Below are 18342 nucleotides of genomic sequence, written 5' to 3'. Positions count from 1 at the left end.
GCGGACACCCGTCCGCTTCCAGGCCGACAGCCCGCCCCATGCCGCCTCGGTGAGAAGGTAGACACCACTTATGTTCCGACAGATCGGCCCCACCGAGATCATCCTGATCCTCCTCGTCGTCGTCCTCCTCTTCGGTGCCAAGAAGCTCCCGGAGATGGCGCGTTCGCTGGGCAAGTCGGCCCGAATCCTGAAGAGCGAGGCCAAGGCGATGAAGTCGGAGGGTCAGCAGCCCGCCCCGGCCGACCCGCCGGCCGAGCAGCCCCCGGCCCAGCGCACCATCAAGGCGGCGCCCGGCGACGTCACCAGCGCCCGTCCGGTCACCGAGCCGTCCGACACCACCCAGCGCTGACCCCAAGGCCGCCCGCCCGCGGCCTGCCGCACGAGATGAGGACGTGGGTTGCTCAAGCCTGCCCGCAGTAAGAAGGAGAAGGATCCCGAGGGGCGCATGCCGCTCGCGGACCACCTGCGCGAGCTTCGCAACCGGCTCGCGAAGGCGATGCTGGCGATCGTCATCACGTCCATCGCGGCGGCTTTCTACAGCCAGGAGCTGATGGACTTCCTCTCGTCACCGGTCGAGCGGTGCCCCAAGGGCGTCATGGAGACCGGCGGCAAGTGCGCCACCATCGTCTACAACGACCTGCTCTCGCCGTTCACGACCACGGTCAAGGTGGTCCTGATGGCGGGCATCGTCCTGTCCTGCCCGGTCTGGCTGTACCAGCTGTGGGCCTTCGTCGCGCCCGGTCTGCACCGGAACGAGAAGAAGTACACGTACTACTTCGCCGCCGCAGCGGTGCCCCTCTTCGCGGCCGGCGTCTACGTCGCGTACCTGATCATGCCGGTCAGCATGAAGGTGCTGCTGAGCATCACGCCCGACCCCGCGGCGAACCTTCTCGACGTCGACAAGATCCTGGACTTCACCGTCCGGATGGTCCTGATCTTCGGCTTCTCCTTCGAACTGCCCGTGCTGCTGATCATGCTCAACGCGGCCGGTGTCGTCACCGGCCGGCGGATGGCCGGCTGGTGGCGCGGTGTGGTCATGGGCATTTTCGTCTTCGGCGCGATCGCCACCCCGTCGACGGACCCGCTCGGCATGATCGCCCTCTCCGGGCCCATCATCGTGCTCTACTTCCTCGCGGTCGGCGTGGCCCTGCTCAACGACCGGCGCAGGCGGCGCAAGAACCCCGACGCCGAGCTGGACGACGACGAGGCGTCCGCGGTCGACCTCACGCCCGCCCCCATCGGCGAGGTGGAGGCCCTGACGTCCACCCGGGCCGCCCTCCCCGAGCAGGCCGGCGGCGACTCCGGCACCCGCCCGCAGCGGCTGAACGGCTACGACGACATCACCTGACCGGTGACGCCCGGTGGTCACCGGGTCGCCGTACGCACCGTTGTGCAAGGCGGATTAAAGATCGAGCTGACTGTCAGTGCCGACGGGTAGGCTCGATAACACGATGACAGAGGACCTCACACCCGCGGAGGCGTACGCGGCCGCCCGGCGCCGCGCCGCCGAGCAGGCCACCGCGTTCGCGCCCTTCCGAGACCTGTACGAGTTCGAACTGGACCCCTTCCAGATCGAGGCATGCCGGGCCCTTGAGGCGGGCAAGGGCGTACTCGTCGCGGCGCCCACCGGCTCCGGGAAGACCATCGTCGGCGAGTTCGCCGTGCACCTGGCCCTGGAGCAGGGGCGCAAGTGCTTCTACACCACGCCCATCAAGGCGCTGTCCAACCAGAAGTACGCCGACCTGGTCAAACGCTACGGAGCCGACAAGGTCGGCCTGCTCACCGGCGACAACAGCGTCAATTCCGAGGCGCCGGTGGTCGTGATGACCACCGAGGTCCTGCGGAACATGCTGTACGCCGGCTCCCAGTCGCTGCGCGGCCTCGGCTACGTGGTGATGGACGAGGTGCACTACCTATCCGACCGGTTCCGCGGCGCGGTGTGGGAGGAAGTCATCATCCACCTCCCCGAGTCGGTGACCCTGGTGTCGCTCTCCGCGACCGTGTCCAATGCCGAGGAGTTCGGCGACTGGCTGGACACCGTCCGCGGCGACACGGAGGTGATCGTCTCCGAGAGCCGTCCCGTGCCGCTGTGGCAGCACGTCCTGGCCGGCCGCCGGATGTACGACCTCTTCGAGGAGGAGACCGACCACGGCGGCCGCGGCGCCGGCCGGCGCGAGGTCAACCCCGACCTCGTCCGCCTCGCCCGCATGGAGAACTCACGACCGTTCAACGGCCGTGACCGCCGGCGCGGCCGGATGAGCGAGGCCGACCGGGAGCGCGAGCGCCGCCAGCGCTCGCGGATCTGGACGCCCGGGCGGCCCGAGGTGATCGAGCGCCTCGACGCCGAGGGACTCCTGCCCGCCATCACCTTCATCTTCAGCCGGGCCGGCTGCGAGTCCGCCGTACAGCAGTGCCTGTACGCGGGGCTGCGGCTCAACGACGAGGAGGCGCGCCGCCGGGTGCGGGAGATCGTCGAGCAGCGCACCGCGTCCATCCCGTCCGAGGACCTGCACGTCCTCGGGTACTACGAGTGGCTGGAGGGCCTGGAGCGGGGCATCGCCGCGCACCACGCCGGCATGCTGCCGACCTTCAAGGAGGTCGTCGAGGAGCTGTTCGTCCGCGGCCTGGTGAAGGCCGTCTTCGCCACCGAGACCCTCGCGCTGGGCATCAACATGCCCGCGCGGTCCGTGGTGCTGGAGAAGCTCGTCAAGTGGAACGGCGAACAGCACGCCGACATCACCCCCGGCGAGTACACCCAGCTCACCGGGCGGGCCGGGCGGCGCGGCATCGACGTCGAGGGCCACGCCGTCGTGCTGTGGCAGCGCGGTATGGACCCCGAGTACCTCGCGGGCCTGGCCGGCACCCGGACGTACCCGCTGCGCTCCAGCTTCAAGCCGTCGTACAACATGGCCGTGAACCTCGTCGACCAGTTCGGGCGGCACCGCTCGCGCGAACTGCTCGAGACCTCGTTCGCGCAGTTCCAGGCCGACAAGTCCGTCGTCGGCATCTCCCGGCAGGTCCAGCGCAACGAGGAGGGCCTGGAGGGCTACCGCGAGGGCATGACCTGCCACCTCGGCGACTTCGAGGAGTACGCGCGGCTCCGCCGCGAACTCAAGGACCGGGAGACCGAGCTGGCCAAGCAGGGCGCGGCGCAGCGCCGGGCGGCCGCCGCCTCCTCCCTGGAGAAGCTCAAGCCGGGCGACGTGATCCACGTCCCGACGGGGAAGTTCGCCGGCCTGGCGCTCGTCCTGGACCCGGGCCTGTCCGCCGGCCGGTCCAACGGCCACCGCGGCTTCGAGCACGCGGACGGGCCGCGCCCGCTCGTGCTCACAGCCGAGCGGCAGGTCAAGCGGCTGGCGTCGATCGACTTCCCGGTGCCGGTGGAACCGCTGGAGCGCATGCGCATCCCGCGCACGTTCAACCCGCGCTCCCCGCAGTCGCGGCGGGACCTCGCCTCCGCGCTGCGCACCAAGGCCGGGCACATCGTGCCGGACCGGCACCGCAAGCAGCGCTCCGCCGCCGTCGACGACCGCGAGATCGCCCGGCTCCGCGCGGCTCTCCGGGCGCACCCCTGCCACGGGTGCGACGAGCGCGAGGACCACGCCCGGTGGGCCGAGCGGTACCACCGGCTGCAGCGGGACACCCGGCAGCTCGAGCGCCGCATCGAGGGGCGGACGAACACCATCGCCCGCACCTTCGACCGGATCGTGGCGCTGCTGACCGAGATGGACTACCTCCGCGGCGACGAGGTCACCGAGCACGGCAAGCGGCTCGCCCGGCTGTACGGCGAACTGGACCTGCTGGCCAGCGAATGCCTGCGCGAAGGCGTGTGGGAGGGGCTCAATCCGGCCGAACTGGCCGCGTGCGTCTCTGCCCTGGTGTACGAGGCGCGGCAGGCCGACGACGCCGTCGCCCCGAAGGTGCCGACGGGACGCGCCAAGGCCGCGCTCGGCGAGATGGTGCGGATCTGGGGACGGCTGGACGCCCTGGAGGAGGACTTCAGGATCAACCAGACCGAGGGCGTGGGCCAGCGCGAGCCGGACCTCGGCTTCGCCTGGGCCGCCCACCAGTGGGCCTCCGGACGGGGGCTGGACGAGGTGCTGCGCGAGGCCGAGATGCCCGCCGGTGACTTCGTCCGGTGGTGCAAGCAGGTCATCGACGTCCTGGGCCAGATCGCCGCGGCGGCGCCGCGTGAGGACAGCACGGTCGCCAAGAGCGCACGCAAGGCGGTCGACGGGCTGCTGCGCGGCGTGGTGGCGTACAGCTCGGTGGGCTGACGCCCCCGTTCGCGTCCACCGCCGAGGGCCCGGCCGGGGAGACCGGCCGGGCCCTCGGCGTGTCCGGGCAAGGTCCGGGCCGTCCCCGCACCGGGCAGACTGTCGGGTCCTTCTCGGCTGTCACCTCGGTTCGCGCCGAGGCGCCGCCGAGCTGGGCCGGCGACGGCGCCGGTGGCCGGTCCGGGCGGTCGGTGCGGCCATGACGTGGGCTCAGGAGGCGTCAGGCGCGCACAGGCGGACGGTACTTCACCCAGTGCACGATGCTGCCGCGGCCCGGCGGGTCAGGCCGCCGCCGGGGACTCCTGCTCGCGCTCGACCTGGGCGTTCCAGTCGCGCTTGACCGCGCGCCATGCCTCGTCCGTCTGGCCCAGGCGCCAGTAACCCGAGATGGAGAGCCGCTCGCGCGGGATCCCGCGCTCCAGGCGCAGGTGGCGGCGCAGCTCCTTGACGAAGCCGGCCTCGCCGTGGACGAAGGCGTGGACGTCCCCGGACGGGAAGTCCAGCTCCTCGACCGCGGCCAGGAGCGCCTCGCCGACCGGGCGCGCGCCGCGGTGCAGCCAGCGGAGCTCGACACCGGAGGGAGCCGTGATCTTCTGCTCGTCGGCGGGGGTCTCGACCTCGATGAGGGCGTGCCCCACCGCGCCCTCCGGCAGCCGCTCCAGCGACGCGGCGATCGCCGGCAGCGCGCTCTCGTCGCCCACCAACAGGTGCCAGTCCGCCGCCGGGTCCGGCGCGTACCCGCCGCCCGGCCCCAGGAAGCGCACCGTCTCGCCCGCCTCGGCACGCGCCGCCCAGGGGCCGGCCAGCCCCTCGTCGCCGTGCACGACGAAGTCGACGGTCAGCTCGCGCTGGTCGGCGTCCCACGCCCGCACCGTGTACGTGCGCGTCGTCGGCCACTGGTCGCGCGGGAACTCCTCGCGGATCCGGTCCATGTCGAACGGCTCGGGATACGTCACCCCGGGGGCGGCGAACAGCAGCTTGATGTAGTGGTCGGTGTACTCGCCCGTCGTGAACGCGGACAGGCCCTCTCCGCCGAGGACGACGCGCACCATGTGCGGCGTGAGGCGCTCGGTACGCACCACCCGGGCCTCATGGGCCCTGGGTGCCTTGCGGGCAGGCTGGTCCGCCACGGTGATCTCCCCGTCTCCCGGAAAAGGATGTCTGCTTAGGCTTACCTAAGCTAACACCTCACTTCCGGAGAATGGAGAGCAACCGGTCGAGCGAACCCCCCAGCCCCCAGCGCTCCGCCAGCTCCTCCAGTTCCGCCGGCCGGGCCGGTCCGGCGGGCAGAGCCGGGTCGAAGTCGGGCAGCGGCACGTCGCCGGCCACCCGTACCACCTTCGGCGCCACCGCCAGGTAGTCCCGTGCCTCGTCCAGCCGCCTGCGCTGCGCAGGCGTCAGCTTCGACGCCCGGTCGCCGACCGCCGCCATGATCCCGGCCAGGTCCCCGTAGGTCGCCAGCAGCTTCGCGGCGGTCTTCTCGCCGATGCCCGGCACCCCCGGCAGCCCGTCGCTCGGGTCGCCGCGCAGCAGCGCCAGGTCGGCGTATCCCGAGCCGTCCACGCCGTACTTGGACCGCAGCCAGTCCTCGTCCGTCACCTGCAGGCTGCCGACGCCCTTGAGCGGGTACAGCACCCGCACACCGCGGGCGTCGTCCACCAGCTGGTACAGGTCGCGGTCGCCGGTCACGATGTCCACCGGTCCGGCGGCCCGCCCCGCGAGCGTGCCGATGACGTCGTCCGCCTCGTACCCGGCGACGCCCACCCGGGCGATCCCCACCGCGTCCAGCACCGCCTCGATCACCGGCACCTGCGGCGAGAGCGTGTCCGGGACCTCCTCCTCGTCCGGCCCCGCCCCCGGCCCGGCCTCCTGCGCCACCCGGTGCGCCTTGTACGACGGGATCAGCTCCACCCGCCAGTGCGGCCGCCAGTCCGCGTCCATGCACGCCACGAGGTCGTCCGGCCGGTGGTCCTGGACCAGCCGGGCGATGAAGTCCAGCAGCCCGCGCACGGCGTTCACCGGCGTGCCGTCCGGGGCCTTCACGGAGTCCGGCACCCCGAAATAGGCGCGGAAGTACAGGGAAGCGGTGTCGAGGAGCATCAGGCGTCGCGTCACACCCCCGATCATGCACCACCCCACCGACAGCGCCCCGGAGCCCGGGGGCGGACCGCGGCCGGCAGGTGCGGGAAGCGGCCTGCCGCCCCCGCCCGGCCGGGGGAGAACCCGGTCGCGCCGACGAGCCGGCCCCTCCCCGCAGGCCCTCCCGGAGCGTCCGCCGTCCGCCTTTCCCCTCCGTTGCGCTACTCGGTGGTACCGCCGCTGCGTAAGGTGGTCGGAGAGGGAGGGAGCCGAAGAGATGGACGACAAGGAGACGCTCCGCGTGGGAGCGGCCGTCCGCAGGAGGCGCAGAGCACTGTCGCTCACCCTCGCCGCGGTCGCCGCGCGCAGCGGGCTGTCCGTTCCGTTCCTCAGCCAGATCGAGAACGAACGCGCCCGCCCCAGCACCCGGTCCCTGGAGCGCGTCGCCGACGCCCTGGAGACCACCGCGGTGGAGCTGCTGTACGCGGCCGACTCGACGCGCACCGTCGACGTCGTACGGGCCGGTGACACCTCCGGCGTGGCCGGCGTACGGCCCCTGGTGCGCGGCGAGCACCAGATGCACGCGGACGAGTTCACCGGCGAGCACGACGCCGGACGCGAGCTCGTCCTGCGCAACGACGCCCTGCTGTACGTCGCCGACGGCGCCGCCCAGGTGGAGGCGGAGGGCCGGGCGTACCGGCTCGAACGCGGCGACACGCTCTACCTCTCCGGCGGCGTGCGCCACCGCTGGCGCGCCACCGGCCCGGCCACCCGCATCCTGGTGGTGGCCGTCGCCGAGCACCTGGGGACGGCGCCGCACGATGGCTGACGTCCGCCGTGTCGTCTCGCTCGTCCCGTCCCTCACCGAGACCGTCGCCGTCACGGCCCCCGGGCTGCTGGTCGGCGCCACGGACTGGTGCACCCGCCCCGCGGGACTGGACGTCACCCGTATCGGCGGTACGAAGAACCCCGACGTCGCCGCCGTCACGGCCCTGCGCCCCGACCTCGTCCTGGCCAACGAGGAGGAGAACCGCGCCCCCGACCTGGCCGCCCTGCGCGCCGCCGGACTGGAGGTGCTGGTCACCGAGGTCCGCACGCTGGAGCAGGCGTTCGCCGAGCTGGACCGGGTGCTCGCCGCCTGCGGGGTACGCGGCCGGCCGCGCTGGCTGGACGAGGCGGAGGCCGCGTGGGCGGCGCTCCCGCCGGGCCCGTACCGCAGGGCCGTCGTGCCGATCTGGCGCCGCCCCTGGATGGTGCTGGGCCGCGACACCTTCGCGGGCGACCTGCTGGCCCGGCTCGGCGTCGCCAACGTGTACGCCGGTCACGCCGAGCGCTACCCGCGCATCCCCCTGGAGGAGCTGCGTGCCTCGGGCGCCGACCTCGTCGTCCTGCCGGACGAGCCCTACCGCTTCACCGCCGACGACGGCCCCGAGGCGTTCGACGGCCTGCCCGCCGCGCTCGTCGACGGACGCCACCTCACCTGGTACGGGCCGTCCCTGGCGACGGCTCCGCAGGCGCTGCGAGCAGCGCTCCGCTGACCAGGCCCCGCACGGTCCGGGACGCGGCCACCAGCCACGCCGCGACCAGCACCGCGTACAGCAGCACCGCCAGCCAGCGCAGCGCCGCCAGACCGGTGTGCCGGGCCAGGCCCTCCAGACCGGTCACGCACGTGCCGACGGGGAAGGTGAAGGCCCACCAGGTCATCGCGAAGCCCATGCCCCGGCGCCGCGCGCTCAGCACCATCGCCCCGGCCAGCGCCAGCCACAGCAGCGCGAAGCCCATCACCGGCACGCCGTACAGGACCGCGATGCCCCCGCCGTACGCGACACCGGGCGCCGCGTCGGCGAACGTGCTCGCGGCCGTCGTGGACTGGCCCAGCGGCCCCAGCACCAGGAAGAGCGTCGGGGTCAGCGCGAGCGGCAGCGGCCCGCCGGACAGCAGCCGGCCGAGGACGAGGGGCAGCATCACCAGGGTGGCCAGCAGGCTCAGCCCGAACATGCCGTAGCAGGCGAGCAGCAGCGTCCGCTGCCACTGGCCCGGCGGCAGATGCGGTACCAGCAGCGGGCCGAGCGCCGCCGACACCATCGGCGAGACCACCGGCAGCAGCCAGACCGGCGAGGCGCCCTCGCCCCCGTGGCCCCTGGGGCCTTCGTGGCCCCCGTGGTGCACCACCATCAGGTACGGGATCGTCACGGCGACCGCCAGGGCGACGGCCGTGCCGGCCGCGTACAGCGCCGTGTCCACGGCGACCGCCGCCTCCAGGCCGATCACGTCCCGGCCCACGATCAGCGTCCCGCCGCCGACCGAGACCAGCGCCATCGCCAGACAGCCGTAGAAGGGCGCCACGGCCGGGTCCAGCAGATGGGCGCGCGCCTGGTCGCGGTGGCGCGCCCAGTGCAGCGCGCGGGCCGCCAGCAGGGCCACCAGCATCAGCAGGGACAGCGCCCACACGGCGGTGCAGGCGCCGCGCAGACCCGGCACCCGCAGGGGAAGGGTGGCACCCGCGTTCCCGACGATCGCGGTCCCCATCACCGTCGCGTACCAGTTGGGTCCGAGGTGCCGGACGGCCAGGGTGCGGGGCAGGGGAACGGGATGCGCGAGGGTTGCCATGCTGCCACCCTGACCTGGGCGGATGGCCCCCACCAGGGATCTTGTCCCTATGACCCCATAAACTGAAGTTATGAGCATCGCGCATCGTGTGCCCGATCTGGGCGCCCTGGAACTGCTGCTCGCCGTCGCCCGGCACGGCAGCCTGGGGCGCGCGGCGCGCGAGGTGGGCATCACCCAGCCGGCGGCGAGCAGCCGTATCCGCTCCATGGAGCGCCAGCTCGGTGTCGCCCTCGTGGACCGCTCGCCGCGCGGCTCCCGGCTCACCGACGCGGGCACGCTGGTCACCGACTGGGCGCGGCGCGTGGTGGAGGCGGCGGAGGCGTTCGACGTCGGTGCCCAGGCGCTGCGCGACCGGCGGGACTCGCGGCTGCGGGTGGCGGCGTCGATGACGATCGCGGAGTACCTGCTGCCCGGGTGGCTCATCGCACTGCGCGCGGAGCGCCCCGACACGGCCGTCTCGCTCCAGGCCGGGAACTCGGCGGCCGTCGCCGAGCGCCTGCTCGCCGGCGAGGCGGACCTCGGCTACGTGGAGGGCCTCGCCGTGCCGGACGGCCTGGACTCGGCGGTCGTCGCCCACGACCGGCTGGTGGTGGTCGCGGCGCCCTCGCACCGGTGGGCCCGCCGCCGCGGCACGGTCGGCGCGGCGGAACTGGCGGCGACCCCGCTGATCCTGCGCGAGTACGGCTCCGGCACCCGCCAGGTACTGGACGCGGCCCTCGCGGAGTACGGCGGGCTCGCGGACCCGCTGCTGGAGCTGGCCTCCACGACGGCCGTGAAGGCGGCGGCGGTCAGCGGCGCCGGCCCCGCGGTGCTGAGCGAACTCGCGGTCACCGAGGAACTCGCCTCCCGCCGCCTCGTCGAGGTCCCCGTGGAGAGCGTCCGCCTCCACCGCGCCCTGCGCGCGGTCTGGCCGACGGGCCCCCTGCCGACGGGCCCGGCCCGCGACCTGCTGTCGCTGGCGCGGGGGTGAGGACGCGGCGGACGACTCCAACTCCACGGATGGGGTCGCCCTTTGACGCTCCGGGAGCAACGCGGTCGCCGGTTGCTCTCCGGAAAGCGCGTCACGATCCTCACGAATGCAACTGAACGAGACGCCGACCGAGAAGGGCGGCGGTGGCGGGCAGGGTGACCCTCAGGGCCGATCAGCAGGACCTGGCCGCCGTCGGGGACAGCGCCTTCAGGCTCTTCGAAGACCTCGGCCGGTACGGCCGTGACGCGTTGACGGAGGGGGCCACCCGGAGTCGACTTCGCCGACGAGCTCGCCCGCCACACGTACGAGGCTGTCGACTGCCGGGAGTCGCGGACCTGCCGAAGGAACTGCCCACGCTCCCCTCGGCCTGAGACACGTGAGAGGCCGGGCCCCACGAGACGCTTCCCAGGGGGCCGGGCCTCTCACGCGTTCAGGAGGAAGCCGCGGCCACCAGGCCCTCCACCACCCGCAGGTCCTCGCCCATCTCCGGGTGCCACTGGACGCCCATCGCCCACCCCGCGCCTGCCGACTCGATCGCCTCCACCGTGCCGTCCTCCGCGTGGGCCGAGGCCGTCAGGCCGTCGCCCAGCCGGTCCACGGCCTGGTGGTGGTACGCGGGGACCGTCGTCGCGTCGGGCACCAGCGCCTCGTAACGCGTGCCGGGGACCGGCTTGACGGTGTGCCGGGCGAAGACGCCGAGCCCGCCGGTGTGCCCGTCGATGTGCTGGACGAGCGTCCCGCCGAGCGCCACGTTCAGCAGCTGCATGCCCCGGCAGATGCCGAGCACCGGCGTCCCGGCCGCCAGCGCCGCCCCGATGAGGGCCAGCTCCCACGCGTCGCGCTCGGCGGCGGGCGGCCCCGTCCGCGGGTCGCGCTCGGCCCCGTACCGCGCGGGGTCGACGTCCGCGCCGCCCGCGACGACCAGGCCGTCGAGGCGGGCCACCACCTCCGCGGCGACGTCCGGCACGTCCGGCGGGAGCATCGCGGCAATGCCGCCCGCCGCCCGGACCAGGCGCGGGTACACCTCGGGCAGCAGTGCGGCCCGCATGTCCCACACCCCCCACTTCGCGGGGTCCAGGTAGGTGGTGATACCGATCAGCGGCTTGGCAGGCACAGGCGGGTTCCTCTCGGTCGTGCTCAGTTGCGTTCGAGTTCGGCCTCGGCCGCCGCCAGCGCCGCGAACTCCTCCTCGGGCGCGTTCGCGACGAGGCGGTGGCGGCTGTAGAAGGCGAAGTAGGCGAGGGCGACGACGTAGACCCCCAGCGCGATGAGTGCCGCGTCCACGTCCACCAGAAACGTCGCCACCAGCGCGGAGAGCGCCAGAGCGAAGGCCACGGAGGAGGTCAGGACGCCGCCCGGCGTGCGGTACGGGCGCGGCAGGTCCGGCTCGCGGCGCCGCAGCACGATGTGGGACAGCGCCATCAGGGCGTACGAGATGGTGGCGCCGAACACCGCGATGTTCAGCATCCGCGCCCCGTTCCCGGTCCCCGCCGCCAGCGCGAAGCCGATCGCGCCGGGGATGAGCAGCCCCAGGTACGGCGACTTGCGGCGGCTCGTCAGGGAGAGGAAGCGCGGCAGGTAGCCGGCCCGGGAGAGGGCGAAGAGCTGGCGCGAGCCGGCGTAGATGAGGGAGAAGAAGGAGGCGACCAGGCCCGCGAGGCCGGCGTAGTTGACGAAGCGGCTGAGCGCGGTCGGGTCGCCGTCGCCCTGCAGCGCGACGACCAGCGGATTGCCCGCGTCCTGGATCGCGGCGGAGCCCCGCGCGCCCGTGGCCGCGAAGAAGGTCAGCACCGCCAGCAGCACCAGGATCATCATCGACAGCGACAGGGCCCGCGGCATGGACCGCACCGGGTCCTTCGCCTCTTCGGCCGCCAGCGGGACGCCCTCGACGCCCAGGAAGAACCACATCCCGAAGGGGAACGCCGCCCAGATGCCGAGCAGCCCGAACGGCAGCCAGGAGTTCGACCCGAAGGCGCTCCCGTCGACCGGGATGTCGTCCAGCCCGTCCACCCGGAAGTCCGTGAGCGCGCCCGCCGCGAAGATCAGCAGCGCCGCCACCGCGATCGCCGTCACGATCAGGCTGAAGCGCAGCGCCTCGCCGACGCCCCACAGGTGGATGCCGATGAAGACGGCGAAGCAGGCCAGGTAGACCGGCCAGCCGGACTCCAGTCCGAACAGGCCGAGGGACTCGACGTAGTCGCCGATGAAGATCGAGATGGCGGCCGGGGCCAGGATGTACTCGATGAGGATGGCGGTACCGGTGAGGAAGCCGCCCCACGTGCCGAGCGCCCGGCGCGCGAAGCCGTAGCCCCCGCCCGCCGCGGGCAGGATCGCGGACAGCTCGGCCAGCGCGTACACCAGGCAGGCGTACATCACGCCCATCAGCACGGTCGCGATCGCCAGCCCGCCGAAGCCGCCTTCGGCGAGGCCGATGTTCCAGCCGGAGAAGTCGCCGGAGACGACGTACCCGACGCCCAGGCCGGTCAGCAGGAGCCAGCCGGCGCTGCCCCGGCGCAGGGCCCGTCGCTCCAGATAGTCGTCGGAGCCGGCCGGACCGGCGGTGTCCTTGGTTTCTTCCAGCGTCATGGCAGCAGCGCTCCCGCAAGCGGTCGGGGCCCAATGGAATGGACCCATACCTTTGCGGTGGCGCGGCGACAGCGCAAGACCCGTGCGTTACGTTCCGGTTACGGGGCTCGCGCCGGGGTGCCGGCCCGGGCCGCGCCGGGGCTCACGCCAGGAAGCCCCGCAGCAGCGCCGCCGTCCCCGCGCAGTGCTCCCGCATCACCTCGCGCGCCGCGTCCGCGTCGCCCTCGAGCACCGCCTCCACCAGCGCGGTGTGCTGGTGCTGTGAGTGCTCCAGGTTGCGCACCAGCAGCGGGATGCAGTCCAGCAGGTCGTTGACGGTCGCCCGGACCGCCGCGTACTGCGCCGTCAGCGTCGGCGACCCCGACAGTTCGGCGAGCGTGAGGTGCAGCAGCGTGTCCTGGCGGCGGTAGTCCTCCAGGGGCGCGTCGTGCGTGGCGGCGAGCGCCGTGCGCAGCCGCCGGCCGCCCTCCTCGGACAGGCCGTGCGCCGCGCAGAGCCCCGCCGCCCCCACCTCCAGCACCTCGCGGAAGCGCAGTGTGTCCTCGACGTCGACCGAGGAGATGCGTCGGCGCAGCTCCTCCTCGCCCGTGTCGCCCGGCGCGCGGTCCCGGTGCAGCACGAACGTTCCGCCGTACCGGCCGCGGCGGCTCTCCACCAGGCCCTGCTCCTGGAGGACCTTCAGCACCTCGCGCAGCGTCACCCGGCTGATCCCCATCCGCTCCGCCAGCTCCCGCTCCGCGGGCAGCCGCTCCCCGCCGGGCACCAGGCCCAGCCGCACCACCTGGAGGATCTGTTCCAGGGCCTCCTCGAAGCCGTTGCCCGCCCGCACCGGCCGCAGGACGGGCGCGAGCCGGTCCTCCGGCCCCTTCCCCGAGCTCTTCTCCGCCACCTCGCGGTTTCCCCTTCCCAAGCAATGGTCTTCGGCAATACCTTATGGCTCCCGGCTGACCGAAGGAGGAGCATCCCCGTGGCAGACCGCAAACCCCCGCTCACGGTCGACGAGCTGCGCAGCCTCGTCGCGAGCGGTGAGATCGACACAGTCGTCCTGGCCTTCCCCGACATGCAAGGGCGGCTCCAGGGCAAGCGGTTCGCCGCACCCTTCTTCCTCTCCGACGTACTGGAACACGGCACCGAGGGCTGCAACTACCTCCTCGCCGTGGACGTCGAACTCAACACCGTCGACGGCTACGAGATGTCCTCGTGGACCAAGGGATACGGCGACTTCGCCATGCGCCCCGACCTGACCACCCTGCGCCGCGTCCCCTGGAACGACGGCACGGCCCTGCTCATCGCCGACCTCGCCTGGAGCGACGGCACCCCCGTCACCGCCGCGCCCCGCCAGATCCTGCGCCGCCAGCTGGAGCGGCTCGCCGAGCGCGGCTACACCGCCCACGTCGGCACGGAGCTCGAATTCATCGTCTTCAAGGACACCTACGAACAGGCCTGGGACGCCGGCTACCGGGGCCTGACCCCGGTCAACCAGTACAACATCGACTACTCGGTCCTGGGGACCGGCCGCATCGAGCCGCTCCTGCGCCGCATCCGCAACGAGATGGCGGGCGCGGGCCTGACCGTCGAGTCCGCCAAGGGCGAGTGCAACCCCGGGCAGCACGAGATCGCCTTCAAGTACGACGAAGCCCTCGTCACCTGTGACCAGCACGCCGTCTACAAGACCGGGGCCAAGGAGATCGCCGCCCAGGAGGGCGTCTCGCTCACCTTCATGGCCAAGTACAACGAGCGCGAGGGCAACTCCTGCCACATCCACCTCTCGCTGCAGGACGCCGACGGGCGCAACGTCATGGCGGGTGAGGGGCCCGGCGGCATGTCCCCGGTGATGCGGCACTTCCTGGCCGGGCAGCTCGCGGCCATGCGGGACTTCTCCCTCCTCTACGCACCCAACATCAACTCCTACAAGCGCTTCCAGCCCGGGTCCTTCGCCCCGACCGCCGTGGCCTGGGGGTACGACAACCGCACCTGCTCCCTCCGGGTGGTCGGCCACGGCCGCTCGCTGCGCTTCGAGAACCGCCTCCCCGGCGGCGACGTCAACCCGCACCTCGCCGTCGCCGGCCTGGTCGCGGCCGGTCTGTACGGCATCGAGCAGGAGCTGGAACTCCCCGAGGCGTGCGAGGGCAACGCGTACACCGCCGGATACGCCCACGTCCCCACCACCCTGCGCGAGGCCGCCGAGCTGTGGGAGAACAGCCCCGTCGCCAAGGCCGCCTTCGGGGACGAGGTCGTCGCCCACTACCGCAACATGGCGCGGGTCGAGCTCGAAGCGTTCGACGCCGCGGTGACCGACTGGGAGCTGCGCCGCTCCTTCGAACGCATGTGAGGAACGACTTGTCCGACCAGCACCTCGTACTCGATCCCGCCACCGAAGAGGTCGTCGCCGCCGTCCCGGCCGCCACCGCCGCCGACGTCGACGCCGCCGTGGCCCGCGCCACCACCGCCCAGCGCGGGTGGGCGGCGGCGGCCCCCGCAGACCGGGCCCGCCTCCTGCGCCGCTTCGCCGCCGTCGTCGACGACCACGTGGAGGAACTGGCGCGCCTGGAGGTCCGCGAGGCCGGCCACACCATCGGCAACGCCCGCTGGGAAGCCGGCAACGTCCGCGACCTGCTCGACTACGCGGCCGGGGGAGTGGAACGCCTCAACGGCCGCCAGATCCCCGTCCCCGGCGGACTCGACGTCACGATCCTCGAACCCCTCGGCGTCGTCGGTGTGATCGCCCCCTGGAACTTCCCCATGCCGATCGCCGCCTGGGGCACCGCCCCCGCGCTCGCGGCCGGCAACGCGGTGGTCCTCAAGCCCGCCGAGACCACCCCGCTCACCGCACTCCGGCTCGCCGAACTGGCCCTGGAGGCGGGGCTCCCCGAGGGGCTGTTCCAGGTGGTGCCCGGTGCCGGGCCCGTCGCGGGCCACGCCCTCGTCGAGCACCCCGGCGTGGCCAAGATCGTCTTCACCGGCTCCACCCGCGTCGGCAAGGGCATCATGGCCGCCTGCGCCGACCGGGTGAAGCGCGTGACTCTCGAGCTCGGCGGCAAGAGCCCCAACATCGTCTTCGCCGACGCGGACATCGAGGCCGCCGCGGCCGCGACCCCGATGTCCTTCCTGGACAACGCCGGCCAGGACTGCTGCGCCCGCACCCGCATCCTCGTGCAGCGCGGGGTGTACGACCGCTTCCTGGAACTGCTGGCGCCCGCCGTCGAGGAGATCGTCGTCGGCGACCCGTCCGACGAGAAGACGCAGATGGGCCCGCTGATCTCCCGGGCCCAGCTCGACCGGGTCCGCTCGTACGTCCCCGGGGACGCGGCCGGCATCCGCGGCAAGGCGCCCGAAGGCCCCGGCTTCTGGTTCCCGCCCACCGTCCTCACCCAACTCGCGCCCGACGCGCCGGCGGCCGTCGAGGAGGTCTTCGGCCCGGTCGCCGTGGTCCTGCCCTTCGACGACGAGCAGGACGCCGTCCGGCTCGCCAACGCCACCGACTACGGCCTGTCCGGCTCCGTCTGGACCCGCGACGTCGGCCGTGCCCTGCGCGTCTCCGGCGCCGTCCGGGCGGGCAACCTCTCCGTCAACTCCCACTCCAGCGTCCGCTACTGGACGCCGTTCGGAGGCTTCAAGCAGTCCGGCCTCGGCCGCGAGCTCGGCCCCGACGCCCTCACCGCCTTCACCGAAACCAAGAACGTCTTCATCAGCACGGAGGCCTGAACCGACATGACCGAGAACCCTGTGTGCCGCCGCCTCGTGGGCCGTACCGCCGTCATCACCGGCGCCGGCAGCGGCATCGGCCTGGCCGCCGCCCGCCGCCTCGCCTCCGAAGGCGCCCACGTCGTGTGCGGCGACATCGACGAGAAGGCCGGCAAGGCCGCCGCGGACGAGGTCGGCGGCACCTTCGTGCGCGTCGACGTCACCGACGCCGAACAGGTCGAGGCCCTGTTCAAGGCCGCGTACGACACCTACGGCAGCGTCGACATCGCCTTCAACAACGCCGGCATCTCGCCGCCCGACGACGACTCCATCCTGGAGACGGGCCTGGAGGCCTGGAAGCGGGTCCAGGACGTCAACCTCACCTCCGTGTACCTGTGCTGCAAGGCCGCCATCCCCTACATGCGGCGCCAGGGCAAGGGCTCCATCATCAACACCGCCTCCTTCGTCGCCATCATGGGCGCCGCCACCTCGCAGATCTCGTACACCGCCTCCAAGGGGGGCGTGCTGGCGATGTCGCGGGAACTGGGCGTGCAGTTCGCCCGCGAAGGCATCCGCGTCAACGCCCTGTGCCCCGGGCCGGTGAACACCCCGCTGCTGCAGGAGCTGTTCGCCAAGGACCCGGAGCGGGCCGCCCGCCGCCTCGTTCACATCCCGGTGGGCCGGTTCGCCGAGGCCGAGGAGATCGCCGCCGCCGTCGCGTTCCTCGCCAGCGACGACTCCTCCTTCGTCAATGCCACCGACTTCCTCGTCGACGGCGGCATCTCCGGCGCCTACGTCACCCCGCTGTAACCCCTGCCGTTCACCCCGCCTCCACCACCCCGACAGCCGGGCGTCGTCCGACGCCCGGCTGTCCTGCGTAGACCTGGAGCGTGTACGTGACAGACCTGCGCCGATGGGCCGCCGCGGCGGCCGCCTCCGCCCTGGCGGTCACCGGCCTGACCGCCGCGTCCGGACCCGCCCACGCGACGCCGGAAGCCCCCCGCCCCGCGGCCACCGGCGGCTGGTACGGCGACGGCACCGCCGGGCCCGTCCACGACGACCACGGCAGCGTCGCACCCGGCGGGGAGGACTCCCTGCACGGGTCCCGAGGCGCGCCCTAAGGTGACTGCATGAGCATGACGACCCCGCCTCCTGTGCCGGGCGGCACGGGGGTACCCCCAGGCTGGTACCCGGACCCCGGCAACCCCGCCGTCGAGCACTGGTGGGACGGCACGGCCTGGACCGGACACACGCGCTCGCCGCGGCCCCACCGCGCGGGGCGGGCCCTGCCCGTCGCGGTGGCGGGCGTCGCCGTGGTGGTGGCGATCGCCGTGGCCGCGGTCATGCTGGTCCCTGAGGACGACACCGCGGCGCCCCCGGCGAGCGCCGCGACCTCCCAGGCCCCCTCCACGGCCGTGCCGGTCCCGGCCCCCAGTCCGACCCCGACCCCGGGCGCCACTCCCGGCGAGGACCCCACGGTCCTCGTCGACCAGCTCAACGGCATCACGCTGCCCGTCCCCGACGGGTGGGAGAAGCCGGAGTTCACCACGACCGACCTCCCCACCGTGGTCACCGTGGCCGAGGCCCCCTGCCCCGCCGACACCGGCCGCGACTGCCGGCGCGGCACCGTCACCTCCTCCACCGTCAGCGCCGACGCCGGGGCCTCCTACCGGAAGATCGCCGAGCAGGACATCGCCACGGCCGCCGACCGCGCCTACGAGGAGGACGCACTCGGCAACCGACACTACGGCGGCATCCGGTCCCACCGCGTGGTCGCCTCCCGGCCCGCCGTCGTCGCCGGCCGCACCGGACACCTCGTCCGCTGGCGGGTGACGACCGCCTTCGGCCCCGGCGGCTGGGTCCAGTCCCTGGCATTCCCCTCACCCATGGGCAGCGAGTCACCGGTCGTCGTCCGGTTCGCCTTCGACGCAGGCCCGGACGGGCCCGCCCTCGCCCTCATGGACGAGATCACACGGGGCATCCGCCCCATCGGCAGCTCGACGGGCGGCGGAGTCGGAAGCTCCATCGGCCCCTGACGGACGGCGCGGCCGTGCTCCCGGTGCGTGTTGCCGTTTCCGCACCGGAAGTTGTCACCTCGGTACGGCGATCGCAGCCTGGTCCGCGACCGAAGGCCGA

17 protein-coding genes are annotated in these 18342 nt (G+C 73.2%); 11 read left to right on the top strand and 6 right to left on the bottom strand.

Annotated elements, in window-relative coordinates:
• Positions 1 to 70 precede the first annotated feature (70 nt).
• The 3 genes from tatA (at position 71) to ACIA79_RS15165 (ending at position 4277) form a co-directional block, all read left to right on the top strand.
• Positions 71 to 349 (top strand): Sec-independent protein translocase subunit TatA, encoded by a 279-nt coding sequence (gene tatA / locus ACIA79_RS15175; protein WP_031075385.1) that lies wholly within the window; start codon positions 71 to 73, stop codon positions 347 to 349.
• Between the two features lie 96 nt (positions 350 to 445).
• The gene (gene tatC / locus ACIA79_RS15170; protein ID WP_399428880.1) at positions 446 to 1348 is read left to right on the top strand and encodes a twin-arginine translocase subunit TatC; all 903 of its coding nucleotides are present in this window, start codon (positions 446 to 448) and stop codon (positions 1346 to 1348) included.
• A 103-nt stretch (positions 1349 to 1451) separates the two neighbouring features.
• Positions 1452 to 4277: a DEAD/DEAH box helicase gene (locus ACIA79_RS15165; protein ID WP_399428700.1), complete on the top strand. Its 2826-nt coding sequence runs from the start codon at positions 1452 to 1454 to the stop codon at positions 4275 to 4277.
• 281 nt (positions 4278 to 4558) lie between these two features.
• Here ACIA79_RS15165 and ACIA79_RS15160 read toward each other — a convergent pair whose 3' ends face one another.
• Together ACIA79_RS15160 and ACIA79_RS15155 are read right to left on the bottom strand one after the other, a co-directional pair.
• Positions 4559 to 5407, bottom strand: coding sequence for a siderophore-interacting protein (locus ACIA79_RS15160; RefSeq protein ID WP_399428699.1), 849 nt, complete (start codon positions 5405 to 5407; stop codon positions 4559 to 4561).
• A gap of 58 nt (positions 5408 to 5465) precedes the next feature.
• Positions 5466 to 6377, bottom strand: a complete 912-nt coding sequence (locus tag ACIA79_RS15155; protein ID WP_399428878.1) for a 5'-3' exonuclease H3TH domain-containing protein — start codon at positions 6375 to 6377, stop codon at positions 5466 to 5468.
• 256 nt (positions 6378 to 6633) lie between these two features.
• Here ACIA79_RS15155 and ACIA79_RS15150 point away from each other — a divergent pair, with 256 nt between their 5' ends.
• Entirely contained in the window at positions 6634 to 7185 is a 552-nt protein-coding gene (locus tag ACIA79_RS15150) for a helix-turn-helix domain-containing protein (RefSeq protein WP_399428698.1), read from the top strand.
• Positions 7178 to 7894 (top strand): helical backbone metal receptor, encoded by a 717-nt coding sequence (locus ACIA79_RS15145; RefSeq protein WP_399428697.1) that lies wholly within the window; start codon positions 7178 to 7180, stop codon positions 7892 to 7894. The genes ACIA79_RS15150 and ACIA79_RS15145 overlap by 8 nt, the downstream gene beginning before the upstream one ends.
• On the opposite strand, the gene ACIA79_RS15140 is transcribed toward ACIA79_RS15145, so the two are convergent.
• Positions 7833 to 8966 carry a TDT family transporter gene (locus ACIA79_RS15140; RefSeq protein ID WP_399428696.1) on the bottom strand — a complete coding sequence of 378 codons (1134 nt, stop codon included), beginning with the start codon at positions 8964 to 8966 and terminating at the stop codon, positions 7833 to 7835. The genes ACIA79_RS15145 and ACIA79_RS15140 overlap by 62 nt on opposite strands.
• 70 nt (positions 8967 to 9036) lie before the next feature.
• Between ACIA79_RS15140 and ACIA79_RS15135 the strand changes: the two genes are divergently transcribed.
• Positions 9037 to 9936, top strand: a complete 900-nt coding sequence (locus ACIA79_RS15135; RefSeq protein ID WP_399428695.1) for a LysR family transcriptional regulator — start codon at positions 9037 to 9039, stop codon at positions 9934 to 9936.
• A 430-nt stretch (positions 9937 to 10366) separates the two neighbouring features.
• On the opposite strand, the gene ACIA79_RS15130 is transcribed toward ACIA79_RS15135, so the two are convergent.
• The 3 genes from ACIA79_RS15130 to ACIA79_RS15120 form a co-directional block, all read right to left on the bottom strand.
• Positions 10367 to 11050 (bottom strand): gamma-glutamyl-gamma-aminobutyrate hydrolase family protein, encoded by a 684-nt coding sequence (locus ACIA79_RS15130; RefSeq protein ID WP_399428694.1) that lies wholly within the window; start codon positions 11048 to 11050, stop codon positions 10367 to 10369.
• 23 nt (positions 11051 to 11073) lie between these two features.
• A complete protein-coding gene (eat, locus tag ACIA79_RS15125) occupies positions 11074 to 12522 on the bottom strand; it encodes an ethanolamine permease (protein WP_399428693.1) in 1449 nt (482 codons plus the stop codon).
• 142 nt (positions 12523 to 12664) lie between these two features.
• Positions 12665 to 13411 carry a FadR/GntR family transcriptional regulator gene (locus ACIA79_RS15120; protein ID WP_399428692.1) on the bottom strand — a complete coding sequence of 249 codons (747 nt, stop codon included), beginning with the start codon at positions 13409 to 13411 and terminating at the stop codon, positions 12665 to 12667.
• A gap of 78 nt (positions 13412 to 13489) precedes the next feature.
• On the opposite strand from ACIA79_RS15120, the gene ACIA79_RS15115 reads away from it, so the two are divergent.
• The 5 genes from ACIA79_RS15115 to ACIA79_RS15095 all read left to right on the top strand — a co-directional run bounded on the left by ACIA79_RS15115 (position 13490) and on the right by ACIA79_RS15095 (position 18242).
• Positions 13490 to 14854, top strand: a complete 1365-nt coding sequence (locus ACIA79_RS15115) for a glutamine synthetase family protein (protein WP_399428691.1) — start codon at positions 13490 to 13492, stop codon at positions 14852 to 14854.
• Positions 14855 to 14862: 8 nt separating this feature from the next.
• Positions 14863 to 16227, top strand: coding sequence for an aldehyde dehydrogenase family protein (locus ACIA79_RS15110; RefSeq protein WP_399428690.1), 1365 nt, complete (start codon positions 14863 to 14865; stop codon positions 16225 to 16227).
• Positions 16228 to 16233: 6 nt separating this feature from the next.
• Positions 16234 to 17016: a 3-oxoacyl-ACP reductase gene (locus ACIA79_RS15105; RefSeq protein ID WP_399428689.1), complete on the top strand. Its 783-nt coding sequence runs from the start codon at positions 16234 to 16236 to the stop codon at positions 17014 to 17016.
• Between the two features lie 80 nt (positions 17017 to 17096).
• The gene (locus tag ACIA79_RS15100; RefSeq protein WP_399428688.1) at positions 17097 to 17327 is read left to right on the top strand and encodes a hypothetical protein; all 231 of its coding nucleotides are present in this window, start codon (positions 17097 to 17099) and stop codon (positions 17325 to 17327) included.
• 9 nt (positions 17328 to 17336) lie between these two features.
• Positions 17337 to 18242 (top strand): DUF2510 domain-containing protein, encoded by a 906-nt coding sequence (locus ACIA79_RS15095; protein ID WP_399428687.1) that lies wholly within the window; start codon positions 17337 to 17339, stop codon positions 18240 to 18242.
• The last annotated feature ends 100 nt before the right edge of the window (positions 18243 to 18342 follow it).

It is taken from the genome of Streptomyces sp. NPDC051310 (assembly GCF_044455245.1).
Classification (GTDB): Bacteria; Actinomycetota; Actinomycetes; order Streptomycetales; family Streptomycetaceae; genus Streptomyces.
The sequence above is the reverse complement of the archived record's forward strand: the minus strand, read 5'-3'. Positions and strand labels throughout refer to the sequence as shown.